General features: G+C 54.3%; 11 protein-coding genes. 8 read left to right on the top strand and 3 right to left on the bottom strand.

All coding sequences use genetic code 11. The features are described from left to right. Nucleotides 1-602 precede the first annotated feature (602 nt). Nucleotides 603-2,087, bottom strand: coding sequence for an MFS transporter (locus VMC84_RS09320; protein ID WP_325379928.1), 1,485 nt, complete (start codon nt 2,085-2,087; stop codon nt 603-605). Nucleotides 2,088-2,187: 100 nt separating this feature from the next. Beyond that, nucleotides 2,188-2,772 (bottom strand): carboxypeptidase regulatory-like domain-containing protein, encoded by a 585-nt coding sequence (locus VMC84_RS09315; RefSeq protein WP_325379926.1) that lies wholly within the window; start codon nt 2,770-2,772, stop codon nt 2,188-2,190. Between the two features lie 116 nt (nt 2,773-2,888). Between VMC84_RS09315 and VMC84_RS09310 the strand changes: the two genes are divergently transcribed. The 6 genes from VMC84_RS09310 to VMC84_RS09285 all read left to right on the top strand — a co-directional run bounded on the left by VMC84_RS09310 (nt 2,889) and on the right by VMC84_RS09285 (nt 10,914). After that, nucleotides 2,889-3,755 (top strand): ATP-grasp domain-containing protein, encoded by an 867-nt coding sequence (locus VMC84_RS09310; protein ID WP_325379924.1) that lies wholly within the window; start codon nt 2,889-2,891, stop codon nt 3,753-3,755. Then, a complete protein-coding gene (locus VMC84_RS09305; protein ID WP_325379922.1) occupies nt 3,752-4,720 on the top strand; it encodes a hydantoinase/oxoprolinase family protein in 969 nt (322 codons plus the stop codon). Before VMC84_RS09310 ends, VMC84_RS09305 begins: the two co-directional genes overlap by 4 nt. Beyond that, nucleotides 4,717-5,715, top strand: coding sequence for a hypothetical protein (locus tag VMC84_RS09300; RefSeq protein WP_325379921.1), 999 nt, complete (start codon nt 4,717-4,719; stop codon nt 5,713-5,715). The genes VMC84_RS09305 and VMC84_RS09300 overlap by 4 nt, the downstream gene beginning before the upstream one ends. A 267-nt stretch (nt 5,716-5,982) precedes the next feature. Continuing rightward, the gene (locus tag VMC84_RS09295; RefSeq protein WP_325379919.1) at nt 5,983-8,091 is read left to right on the top strand and encodes a type II/IV secretion system ATPase subunit; all 2,109 of its coding nucleotides are present in this window, start codon (nt 5,983-5,985) and stop codon (nt 8,089-8,091) included. Nucleotides 8,092-8,100: 9 nt separating this feature from the next. Further along, nucleotides 8,101-10,134, top strand: coding sequence for a type II secretion system F family protein (locus VMC84_RS09290; protein ID WP_325379917.1), 2,034 nt, complete (start codon nt 8,101-8,103; stop codon nt 10,132-10,134). Nucleotides 10,135-10,170: 36 nt separating this feature from the next. Further along, nucleotides 10,171-10,914, top strand: coding sequence for an RAD55 family ATPase (locus tag VMC84_RS09285; protein WP_325379915.1), 744 nt, complete (start codon nt 10,171-10,173; stop codon nt 10,912-10,914). A 180-nt stretch (nt 10,915-11,094) separates the two neighbouring features. On the opposite strand, the gene VMC84_RS09280 is transcribed toward VMC84_RS09285, so the two are convergent. Continuing rightward, the gene (locus tag VMC84_RS09280; protein ID WP_325379913.1) at nt 11,095-11,301 is read right to left on the bottom strand and encodes a hypothetical protein; all 207 of its coding nucleotides are present in this window, start codon (nt 11,299-11,301) and stop codon (nt 11,095-11,097) included. A 187-nt stretch (nt 11,302-11,488) separates the two neighbouring features. On the opposite strand from VMC84_RS09280, the gene VMC84_RS09275 reads away from it, so the two are divergent. Then, on the top strand, nt 11,489-11,680 hold the full coding sequence (locus tag VMC84_RS09275; RefSeq protein ID WP_325379911.1) for a hypothetical protein: 192 nt from the start codon (nt 11,489-11,491) through the stop codon (nt 11,678-11,680). Between the two features lie 5 nt (nt 11,681-11,685). Then, the gene (locus VMC84_RS09270; RefSeq protein ID WP_325379909.1) at nt 11,686-12,876 is read left to right on the top strand and encodes a DUF362 domain-containing protein; all 1,191 of its coding nucleotides are present in this window, start codon (nt 11,686-11,688) and stop codon (nt 12,874-12,876) included. Nucleotides 12,877-13,134 lie beyond the last annotated feature (258 nt).

The following is a 13,134-nucleotide window of genomic DNA, read 5'->3' as shown; positions in this document are numbered from 1 at the left end:
TTTCCGATTATCTTTTTCAATTTTTATGCTTTGTTGAATATGCCTTTTTAAGTCTCGGAGTGTACTGAGGCACTATTTTTCACCACAAAGGCACGAAGAGCACGGAGGCCCACAAAGTCTTTTTTTTAGATTAAGTTACAAAGTACACAAAGTTGGTTCATTGACATCAGGGCACGAAGGATACAAGGGCACAGTGGAATGAACAAGAGCACTTTTTGCCATCGTGCCTTCATATCCTTTGTATCTTATAAGCTCAAAAAGCGGCTCTGTGTCCTTTGTCTCTTAATTATAAAAAAGGCTTTGTGGGCCTCCGTGCTCTTCGTGCCTTCGTGGTGAAAAATAGTGCCTCAGTACACTCCGAGACTTAAAAGGGCATATTCAACAAAGCATAAAAATTGAAAAAGATAATCGGAAACTATCGATAAATTTGGCTATTACGCAAACGATAAAAATAAGACTACTTGCTAAACAATGACCTATCAATATTCAACGCAGCAAAATTATTAAATAATATCTATGAGCTTCAGGCCAGCTTCGCGTAACTTCGTGGCTGAAAACGTCTTTGAGCATTCTTAATAGGCTTAGAATGGCTTATAAAAGCCCTATTGCTTCGCGGCCACATCGCACGCCGCCGGCACGTTTATCTCCTGGTTCTTGCTCCAGCCTACGATAAGGGACGTGATCACGCCGATAACGCACAGTGCTCCGCCTACGAACAGTACGACGCTGATAGAGTTTGCCAGCGCATCCTTGCCGCTGACGCTTGCCTCGATGATGCTCGCGAACCCGGCGTTCGAGAGCATCAGGTACAATATGATGCTCGCCAGGGATACGCCAATGGCGTTCCCGAAGTTCCTCACCGTGGCCAGCATGCTCGACGCCGTACTGCTCTTGTTCATCGGCAGCGACGACATGATCTCCGTATTGTTGGGGCTGGTGAACATGCCGGTGCCCAGGCCGAAGAAGCCGAAGCTGACCACAAGTAATAGCGGGTTATGTAATTTTACCACAAAGCTCAGGACAAACAACGCGATCGCCGTGACCAGCATGCCGAACGAGCTGTGGTACGTGGACTGGAGCTTATCGTACATGTAGCCGCTCAGGGGCGCCACGACCGCCGTTACAAGTGGCACGGCCAGGAGCATCATGCCTATCTGCTCGGGCGTATAGTCCCACACGTACTGCAGCAGGAACGGTATGCTCAAAATAAACATCGAGAAAGCCGTAAAGTTGATCATCGTGCTCAGGCTCGCGAAGGTGAACTTTCTCACCTTGAAGAGGCGCAGGTCGATGATCGGGTTCTCGTGATTCAGTTCCGTAAAGACGAAGCCGGCCAGGGACACGAAGAAGACGCAGGCGTAGATCAGCATTTCCGTGTCGACCGTCAGGCTGCCGGCCAGGTCGCCAAGTAGCATCATCAGCGAGACCATGGTCAGAATGAGTGCCGCAGCGCCCACCCAGTCCATGCCCTTCACCTTGCAGCTTACTTCCTTAAGCTTGAGGTATTTGGCTGCGACCAAGAGGAGGATAATGCCGACCGGCACGTTGATGAAGAAAATATACTGCCAGCCGATGGTGCCCGTTATGAGCCCACCGAGGATGGGGCCGGCGATGCTGCCGATGGCCACGATGGTGCCTATCAGCCCTAATGTCCTCCCCCGCTCATTCCTCGGGAAAGCCTGCACCAGGATGGCCGTGTTGATGGAATATACGATAGAAGCGCCCATGCCCTGTATGATCCTGAAGAAGATGAGCTCGTTCAAACTCCCGGAAAGCCCGCAGGCCAGCGAGCCTATGGTGAATATGGCGATGCCCGCGAAGAACAGGCGCACCTTGCCCGTGTATTCGGATAATCTTCCGAAAATGAGCAACAACGATGTATTAACGATAAGATATACAGTGACGACCCACTGGGACTGCGACAGCTCTACGCCGAAGGCGGTCGTGATCGTCGGCAGGGCGACATTCACGACGTTCGTATCCAGGACGCCCATGAAGACGGCGGTCAGGACTATCCCGAGTATGATATACTTGTTCTTGTACTGGGCCTGTTCCTGGACTGCTATGGCCATCTGTTTTTCCGGCATTCGCCCTTCACCATCAATTGAAAATAACAATTAAATGGCGCCTTTTTATTTAAGCGTAATCGTGTTATAAAAGCGAATAGCCTGCAAAAGCAGGCTACGCTTAAGCCGTCGGGCTCAACGCGTAGCTGCTCGTACGGTTCGATAAGACGATTAACAGCGTCGTGGTAGTCCTGTAGCCGTCCTTCTGTATCTTGACCAGGTAAATGCCCATCGGGAAGTCGGCCATCTTCAGGTCACCGCTCGCATCGGTACTGCCGACGACGTATTTGCCGTTGACGATCTTCGCGTCCGCCAGGCCCATCTTGCTTTTCGCGTCCGTGACGTGGATACTCAGGCTCTTACCTTTCCCGGCCTCGGCCTTGATGACGACGGGCTTCGTGGCGAAGTCGGTGCTGGCGGTCGCGTTCTTAATGCCTTTTGCCGAGACCGTCACCGTATGCGTGCCCGCTGCCGGGGCTGTCGTGAAGGTAAAGTTGCCCTTCGAGTCCGTCGTGCCCGCCAGCGTGCCGTCCAGATAGACGCTTGCCCGGGCGACACCGCTGCCGGTCGCCCCCATAATGACCGATATGTCAGACCCTGTCGGGGCAATGGTCTTTTCCTCTGCGAAAGCCAGCGGGGCCGCCACCGTGAACAGCACGGCGCAGGCCAGCGTGAAAGCCAGTGATCTTGATCCGATGGAAGACATGGTGCATCCCCAATTGGTGTTCCGAATTATAATAACGCTCCAGCAAAATAAACCCTTCTATCTCAACGAAAAAACCGAAACAGTATTATATCAACGGCCACTTATTCAAGAGCGTCATGAAGATACTGCTGGCCGAGTATTCGGTTTGCGCAGGCCTTGAGGGCCTGGCGAATGAGGGCCGGGCCATGCTGGACACGCTCCGGCGCTCGTTCGAGGCGGCCGGCTGCACGGTGCGCGTGCCCCGGGACTTCGAGGCGGGTCTCGCAGAATTATCCCGAGAATGCGACTGCTTCCTTTTGATAGCCCCGGACGCGTCGCTGGAAAAATACACGGCCGGGCTCGAGAAGAAATGCATCAACCTGGGCTGTTCTTCCAGGGTCATCCGCCTCTGCGCCGATAAGCGGGAGACGACCGAGACATTATTATATAACGGCATTCCCGCGCCCCGGCTGGTCCACGAGAAAGGCGTCAGATGTGTCGTCAAGCCCCGCTACGGATGCGGTGCCGAAGGAATTTTCATGTCGCAGGGCCCCGTCGAACGCGAAGGCTTTATATCGACGGAATATATCGAGGGCGAGCACCTAAGCGTCTCGCTCATCGGGGGAAAGACCATGCTCCCTTTGACTCTGAATAAGCAGTACATAAAGACCATCGAGTCGGACGGTTTCGAGCTCATCCATTACGACGGCAACGAGGTGCCATACGAGCATCCGGCGAAGCGGGAGATCTTCGGCGTCGCCACAAAAGCCGGGCATATGCTCGGTTGCCAGGGTCTCTTCGGCATCGATATCGTTTATGGTGACCGGCCTTACGTGGTCGACGTCAACCCGAGGCCGACGACGGCCGTCCTCGCGCTCGATAAGGTACTGGACGCCAATATCGCGGACCTCATACTCAGGGCCCGATTCGGCACTCTACCCGAGAGCGTGGGCATAAAAGGGCATTACTCGTTCACTAAGGCCGATCTGGAGAAGCGATCATGAAGCTGGGCATCGACATCGGAGGCGCGAACACAAAGGCTGCAACTTCTAACGGAAAGTTCACCTACTCAAAATACCTGCCCCTGTGGAAGGGCTGCGATATCGCGGGCACTCTCCGTGATATTAAGAAAAAGGCCGGGAAGACAGACGCCGTCGGCGTAACGATCACCGGCGAGCTGGCCGACTGCTTCGCCTCGAAAAAGGAAGGTATCGGGCATATCGCAGGTGAAGTGAAGAAAGTCTTCCCGGAAGCCGTTTTCTACGGCAGCGACGGGAAATTTTACCCCAGTGCGGGTGATCATCACCTATTATCGGCTTCGAACTGGTCGGCGTCCGCCCGCTTTATCGGCTGCGTCCATAAAGACATCCTGTTCATCGACATCGGAAGCACTACCACCGACATAATACCAATAGTGGCCGGCATCCCTGTGGCGGGCCTGACGGACTTCCAGCGGCTCTCCCGGAGCGAGCTGATCTACGCTGGCGCGTTACGTACGAACGTGGCTGCCCTGCTGCGGGCGGTCTTTCTACGGGACATGGCCGTGCGGACGGCTTCGGAGCTTTTCGCCATAACGGCCGACGTGAACCTGCTCCTCGGCCATATCGGCCAGAAGGACTATTCCTGCGATACGCCGGACGGGGCCAGGAAGACGAAAGCGGCGTCCGCCCTGCGGCTGGCCCGCGTGGTGTGCTGCGACCTTGATGAGCTGTCGCGGGAAGAAGCCCTGGAGATCGCGAAGCAGGCATACTGGTCGCAGGTGGAAGACCTGAAAGAGGGAATAGCCACCGTATCCGAGAACTACTGCATCCGGCGCGCGGCCATCTGTGGCCTGGGCAGCTTCATCGCGAAGGACGCGCTGGACGAGCTGGGCTTCCCATACACTTATGTGGGAGCAGGTACTGATATCTCCCACGTATTCCCGGCGTATGCCGTGGCAAAACTGCTCGAAATGGAGCCGATAGAATGACAAAGAAGAGCATGACCTGTGTACTTGTCCTCATCGTACTCGCGGCGATCGTATCGCTGGCGGGCTGCACCGCCCCGTCGACGGACCATAAGGCGACGCTGGCCGGAAAAGACGTTTTCGACCCTGCTAAATTCAGCATGGCGACCTATACGATAGCCACGGCCGAAAATCAGAGCCAGGGGCTGCTCACGGTGCTCGCCTACCCGGGCGAAAAGGACGGCGACCGGCTCGCTTCTGTTACGGTTAGCGGTAACGTTTCCAGCCGCCTGGACGCCTGGCTTAACCGGAGCCACGAGGGCGTCAACAACGCGACCCTGACTGTCATCGATGGCGAAGGCATGCAGACGGTAGCTATGCCGAAGTCTTTGAACATGACCACGATGGACGAGACATGGAACACTCCGGGATCAACGTATGATTATTACGGCACCGACTCGGTAATCGTGCCCGCCGGCCAGTACAATAACTGCACCGTCTATTACGGCACGAAGACGATCCAGTACATGGGCTCGAACCTGAGCTTCGAGGTCATATACTACATGCACCCTTCCTCACCGGTCCCGATATTCTATATGGTCAAGTCGTCTGACGGGATAGTCGCCTACGCGCTCAATAGCGTTTACGGCCCGGACGACATCGACAGTACTCCTGAACGGACAGCCCAGAGCTATTTCGACCGCATCAGCTCGGGCGAATATACCCGTGCTGCCAGGTTGCTCGTCACTGTCGACGGCTCGACGCTGAAGCCAATGGGCAGGGACTCTATCCTGAGCATGGAGGAGAACATGTCCCGGACCTACGGCACGGCCGGGGAAAAGATGGCGATACAATACATCCTGACGGACTCGATCCAGTCCACAGGCAGGATCGGCGGCCATAACGCCGTCGCCGTACACTGGAGCAGTATCCACTACAGCCGCTCTCCGGGACAGGTATACTATATAGACGGGACTTTCAACATGGTCGATGATGGCGGATGGAAGATAATCGTTTAAATTTTTTTAATATTTTCATCGATATTAACCAAATTTTTAGTAAAAAACGAAATTTATTTATTTATTCTTTCCTGTTTATCGAGGGCTTATACGCCAAGTTTATATACCCTTACGGTCGATATGATTATAATTACGCCAAATCATTAGAGATTATTATCCTGAAAGGGCAAAAGAAAAAGCATGGGGAAGTGTAAAACCGTGTCAGGAACCGAAAAAGACCTTGATCTAGGGCATCACGAAGCGGATAAAAAAACATTCTACGGCCTGATGAAAAAGAAAGTTTACAACAAGGAGAATGAAGCGGGTACACCAGAACAGCCGCCCGCGGAAAAGATGGCCGATGAGTCGAGTATCGCCGGATACCATGGAGTCGATAGCGATATGTCACCTCCGAAGGAGGAGAGCCCTATCGATACACACGATGAAAGGATAAGCCGACTGTTCCGAAGCGTTCCCACAGCTACTACTACTCCCGGCTTAAATACCCCGGCTTCACCAGAGCCTGCGGCCGTGCCTGTGCCGGAAAAGGCAAAGGAGACCGAGGCCGATGACATGCCGTTAAATAATATTTTAGACAATGTCGGAAAAGTCTCCGCGGAGTCCGTGCCCGTCGTCCCCATCGCGACAGAGCCCCAGGCCGAAAGCCCCGAGGTAAGGACCGCCATGCCCAGCGGTCTGGAAGCCGCCACGCTGGCGACAGCCCACCATAGCTTAGAAAACGATGATGAGCTGCTACAGGAGCTTACCACGATAATCAAGCCCGGAGCGGAAATCGCTAAGGATGCCGAAGAGGAGAAGGCAGGCAAGGGCAAGGATAAAAAGGATAAAAAGAAAAATGTCCGCCAGAAGATCGTCTTCGAGCCTTACGACGTCGAAAAGCATGGCACAATGGCCTCGTTCCCGGGCGTCAATGGCTATGAGGAGGTCGAGCGCTACTGGGTCGATGAGCCGTACGCGTTCGTCGTCATCCTCTACAACGAGGGAACGAACAACTATCTCTATTATGTATGTGAGCCGTCCCTGACAGTATTTGAAAAGGAACTGCTCGTCGAGGTTTATGACCGGCTCCAGGACGTCCTCATGATCGAGAACCTGGACGCGAAAACCGATAAGAAAGAGCTGCTCAAGGATAAGACCACGCAGATCATCAACGATTACATCGGGAAGATCGATACCAAGTCGTACTATAAGATCATGTATTACATTGACAGGGACTATCTCGAGTTCGGCAAGATCAACCCCATCATGCACGACAACTTCATCGAGGATATCTCGAACAACGGCTTCGACACGCCCATCTTCCTTTACCATAAGAACTACGAGAACATCATGACTAACATCGTGTATGGCGAGAAGCCGCTCGACTCGTACGTCATCCGGCTGGCACAGAGGTGCGGCAAGCACATCTCCATCGCCGAGCCCATGGTAGATGCGACGATGCCCGACGGCTCCCGTATCCAGATGACGCTGGGCAAGGAAGTCACGACCCGCGGCAGCACCTTCACCATCCGTAAGTTCAAGGAAGTGCCCATAACGCCCATCGACCTGGTCGCCTGGAACACCTTCTCGAGCGAAGAGATGGCCTATCTGTGGCTGTGTATCGAGAACAACAAGTCGCTCATCTTCTCGGGCGGCACGGCATCCGGCAAGACGTCGTCGCTGAACGCCGTCTCCCTGTTCATACCGCCCAAGGCGAAAGTCATCTCGCTGGAAGATACCCGTGAGTTAAAATTACCGCACATGAACTGGATACCCGGCCTGACCCGGGACTCCTTCGCCGCAGACGGGAAGGGTGCCATCGAAATATTCGACCTGCTAAAGGCGGCGCTGCGGCAAAGGCCCGAATACCTGCTGGTCGGCGAAGTCCGTGGTAAGGAAGCGCTGACCTTATTCCAGGCCATGTCGACGGGCCACACTACATTCTCGACCATGCACGCCGACTCAGTCGAGTCCGCCATCCACCGGCTGGAGAACCCGCCCATCAGCGTCCCCAGGACGATGATCACGGCGCTCGACATCATCAGCATCCAGGCTCAGACATACCTGAAGAACAAGCGTGTCAGGCGTAACATGAAGCTCGTCGAGATCAACGACATCGACCCGAATACCAGGAACATCCGGACGAACGATATCTTTGTCTGGAACTCGTCCACGGATAAGTTCGACCGTATCGGCGACTCGCGTGTGCTGACGGAGATCGCACAGCGCCGTGCCTGGAGTAAGCGTGAATTGAATAACGAGCTGGGACGTAGACAGAGAGTGATCGAGTATATGCTGAACAACAACGTGCGCGAGTTCAAGCAGATAGCCGCGATCATCCACGCCTACTCCGTCAAGCCGGACCGTGTGCTGGAGAAGCTGGGCATTAAGGAATAGGCGGTCGGCATGGACGAATTCAGCACGATAGCTCACGTCATATTCGGCGGAGAAGTGCGCAAGCACAAAGAACGTTTTTACTCTCTCCAGAAGCAGCTCCGCCAGGCCCATATGAACCAGCCTTACGAGATCTACGCCTCTGTGGCATATCTCGTGTCGATGATCGTCGGGTTTGTCGGGGCGCTGCTCGGGGTCGTCATCGCGTTCCTTATCCTCGGCATTATCAATAAAAATGGCAACTTCACCAATATCCATATGCCTGAATCGCTGGCCTGGATCACGCCCTTCACCGATATAATCGTCATTTTCCTCGGCATGTCCATCATGGCCGTGTTCGGATATTACATCACGTATACGGTCATCATGCTCATCCCGTCCATCAACGCCAGCGATCGAAAGTCCAAGATCAACAAGCAGATACCTTACGCCGTGACGTTCATGTACGCCCTCTCCAAGGGCGGCATGGATATCATCAGCATTCTGCGGGCGCTGAACGCGGCCGAGAGCACGTACGGCGAAATATCCCGCGAGATAGGCATTATCATACGCGACATGGACTACTTCGGCAGCGACCTCCGGACGGCCATTATTAATTGTGTCAACCAGACGTCCTCGGATATGCTCCAGGACTTGCTGACGAATCTGCTGTCGGTCATCGACGCGGGCGGCAACGTGACGGTGTACCTGCTGGGCAAGACGGACCAGTACCAGCAGCGTCTGCTGCAGGACCAGAAATCCTTCCTCGAGATACTCGGGCTGATCGCTGAGTCCTATGTGACGGGATTCGTCGCCGGGCCGCTCTTCATCATCATCATGTCGTCGGTCATGACCATCATGAACGGCGGCAGCCCCACGCTATTATACGTGATCATCTACGGTATGCTCCCGCTGGGCTCCGTCATGTTCATCGTCCTGATCAGCATGCTCACGCCCGGCGAGGAAGAGGCGGCGAATAAGTTCGAGATCGTGAGAACCAACGTCTATGATAAGGTGCCGGCCGAAGATTCCGGGCGCCCCGCAGAAGATCATAAAATGATCGAGAAGATGAAGACTGGAAAGAAAAACCTGAAGTTCAAGGAGTTCATGGCGAACCCGATCGGGCCCATCCTGGAAAAGCCCATGCTTTCGCTGGTGATCAGCGTGCCGGTCGCGGTCCTCTTTATCATCGTATACATTTTGCTGACCTCCGGAAATCTCTCCCAGGCGATAACGGACACAGCGCAACTTCAGCACACTAAGGCGGCGAACTCGGGAGACCCGTTCATTCTCTTTGGCCCCCTCATAGGGTACTTCGATGATATAATCATATTCGTCATCCTTATCATTATGATACCGCTTTCACTCTTCTTTGAAACAAAGAGCAGGCGGGAGCGGAAGATCTCGGCGGAGATGCCCGACTTCCTGAAGAAGCTGGCGTCGACGAACGAGACGGGCATGACTCTGACGCAGTCGATCGCTCTCATAAGCAACTCGAACTTCGGGACTATCAGCAAGGAGGTCCAGAAGATCAACCGGAACGTCTCGTGGGGCACGGACGTGAACACGGCCCTCAAGATGTTCGCGAACTCCCTGAACACATCCCTCGCAACACGGGTTATCACCCTTATCACGAAGGCCGCGGAGTCGAGCGGCGATATACGCGATGTCCTGAACGTGGCGGCCAACGATGCCAAAATGGGCGAGCAGATTAAAAAAGAGCGTTCGGACGGCATGCTCATTTACGTGGTCATCATCTTCATGTCGTTCTGCGTGTTTATCTACTGCGTCTACACGCTCTCGTCCAGCTTCATACCGGTCATGGCCACCGCGGGTAATACCAACGCCGCGGCCACACAGGGCTCCTCCTATGGCTCCGGCGCAACCTTTATATCGACTTTTAATCCTGCTGACTATTACCGCCTGTTCTTCCATGCGGCCATAATTCAAGGATTATTCGCCGGAATACTCGCTGGAGTGATGGGCGAAGGAAGAGTAATGTCAGGCTTGAAATACGCTATCGTAATGATGATCATCGCATATGTGATGTTCGCGCTATTCATATAGTCTCCGAAAAAATGGGTGAGTATTATACCTGAAACTATGGGAGACCGGGTGGCTAGTAATCCCTCTGGAAACGAGCCCGCCGTCGAAATAGCGAGGCTTCCCACCGGAGTCGACATACTGGACCGAAATCTGAACGGGGGCCTGCCTAGCGGTGCTCTTGTCTATTTTTCCGCAAACCCTAAGTCAATGCCGGAAGTCTTTCTCTTCGAGCTGACGATTCCCCGTAAGACCTATTACATTACGACGCACAAGAACCCGCGGTATATAAAGCGGCACATGATGGAGCTCGACTTCGAATCGAACAACGTTGAATTCATCGACCTCCACGACGAGTATTATCATAAGATACTGCACGATACTCCGGACCGGCAATGGGCTTCGAAAAAGCTCGTGCAGTATATTAATGAGTGGCTGGATTCCCTGAAGATCCGGAATGAGAAAAATTTTACAATAATCTTCGACAGCTTTAGCTTTTTGCTGGAGGTGGGCATCGAAAGTGACACGCTTAAGCCTATCCTGGATAAGATCTACGATATCATCAACGACGGCAATAGCATCTGCTACCTTATGATGATAAAAGGCATACACCACGAGTCTGTGGAAAACCGCGTCCAGTACTGGTGCGATGTGATATTCGACATCGACCTGGAGCGGAAGGGCGATAAGATCATCAATAAGCTGACCCTGCCCAAGATCCGGGGCATGAGCCCCATCACCGACTTTATCAAGTTCCGCGTGACCGACCGCATTACAATCGATACGTCCAGGGATATCGCATAGTGCTTCGGGGCCCGGGCATCCGGCCATCCTGGCGTTATTCTCTGGGGGCCTGCCAGACGACTGCCATGTAATCTAACCAGGGTTTTTTAAAAAATACTAGATGACTGCCACCATGTTTTTATCATCCCCGATGTGAATCGTGGCACTATGCCTTAATCCTGTACGACATTTTTGACGGGCCTATGGTGCCTTACGTCGGGCATCGCCTGCCGATTCCATCTCCTTATGCGCAGTCAGGAACGCCGCCCCGATGCCTCCCAGCAACGAGAGCGAAGCGAGAATCGATGCTGTGCTGCCCGATATCCCGAAGTGGGCGGACATGGGCAAGAGCACGATACTGCCGGTGATCAATGCCAGGCAAGTGAATAAGAATCCTCTGGCGTCCATAAAACTTTCAACGTTCAACAACTTCGAAATACGTTGCCTGCGTTATACACGGCGCGGTATATACTCTTAATAAAAAATTAGCGGTTTAGATAAAAGTTCGGGCCCAATGATAACAAATGCGCCATTTATTTAATAGCGTACTTTCGGCGGTCAACATTAATATAAAATCGGATTGAAAAGACCCCTTATGACAGGGAGCTTCACGAAGTGCTCCAGGTGCGGGCGGAACATCGACGAGAGCGCGAAGTGCGCCGTCTGCGGGCAGCCGCTGTGCCTCTACGATATGCGCGAGCTGGAGGGCTACGGCATGCTGTGCCCCCGATGCTACGAAGACCTCTCTTTCCACTATTATTCGAAAAAGTGCAATATAGCGCGGTGACCACAATGAACTTCGACGTCGTTGCCGTGAGCCGGGAGGCTCCCACGCTGGGCCGGGCGGCTTACGATAATACAATGGAAGCGCTGCGAGCGCTGGAGAGAGACGGCCAGCTCGACAGGCTGGAGCTTAACGGCACTGTGATGGTCAAGCCGAACTTTACCCAGCCGCCGAACCCGTCGCTCAAATATGGCCCCAGGGAGTCGGACCTGACGGTCCACAACCACGTCTGCACCGACCCGTTCTCCATCATGGCCGCCTGCGACTTCATAAAATCCCACGGTGGCAGGCCGTTCATCGCCGAGGGCACGAAATGGCCCGGCGGAACAAGGGGAGTATTCCTCCAGATGGGCTGCGAGTCCTTGCTGGAAGGCAGCGACGTGCCCCTCTATGACCTGCTGACAGACGGCTCTTCCGACCGTTTGGAGATATCGCCTTCGAAGGCCTGGAACGAGGATTTCGCCTCGCTGGACGTGAACAGTATCTTCGGCGAGATCGACGCCATCATCAATATCGCCAAGCTAAAATCGCATAGCAACGCCCTGATCACCGGCGCCATGAAAAACCTGTACGGCGCGCTGGAGCCTTCTACGCGCCGGGCCGAGGGGCACTATTGTGCCGACCCGCTCTGGTCGAGCATCTCCAGGAAGAACATGGCACGGGGCTATAAGCTGTTATGCGAGACGTTCGTGCAGGTGCACGACGCGATCTTGAAATCTTTCGACCTGGACGAGATCTGCATAATCGAAGGCATCGTCTCCGGAGAAGGCGACGGGCCGCTCTACCGTCCCGCAAAGCCCCGGCAGGAGTATATAGTTCTTGCCTCAGTGGATAATCCGGCGACCATCGACGCCGCTGAAAGCTACTATGCCGGCTTTTCGCCCGAGTTCCTGGCGAGCCAGGCGACTTATAGTCTCAGCGAGCTGCACAGCGTTCCCGACGAGGAATTCCTGCGGTCTTACGCGGACCAGTACTTCCTGAAGCTCTCGGAATCTGTAGGCCTGGGCCCGACCACCGGGTTCTCCGTCTATGCCATTACGGCCGACGCCTCGGAGGTTATTCCCTGCGATACGCTGGGGCTCCTGCGCCGGGGCGACGTGTTCGAGCTGCCCACCTTCGTGCGATATGCGGCCAATACGCCGCTGTTCGAGCGCATACCCGACGGCGAGTTCGAGTTCAGGATCGAAGCGGCCGCCTAGGGATTTCACCACGGCGACACGGCGAACACGGCGCTCCTTAAAATTCGACACGGCGACACCACGGCGACACAGCACTTAATTCACCACGGCGACACGGCGAACACGGCGCTTTTTTATTTTCCTGAAGGGGGCTGATGCCCCCTCGGAGACCCCCTGCTTACTTTTATATCCTGAAGAGGGCTGATGCCGCGCGGAGCGCTCTTACTTACCCCCTGGAGACCCCAATTTTGCTTATTAAAAACTTTACCACGATGGGCA

The organism is Methanocella sp., assembly GCF_035506375.1.
Classification (GTDB): domain Archaea; phylum Halobacteriota; class Methanocellia; order Methanocellales; family Methanocellaceae; genus Methanocella.
The sequence above is the reverse complement of the archived record's forward strand: the minus strand, read 5'-3'. Positions and strand labels throughout refer to the sequence as shown.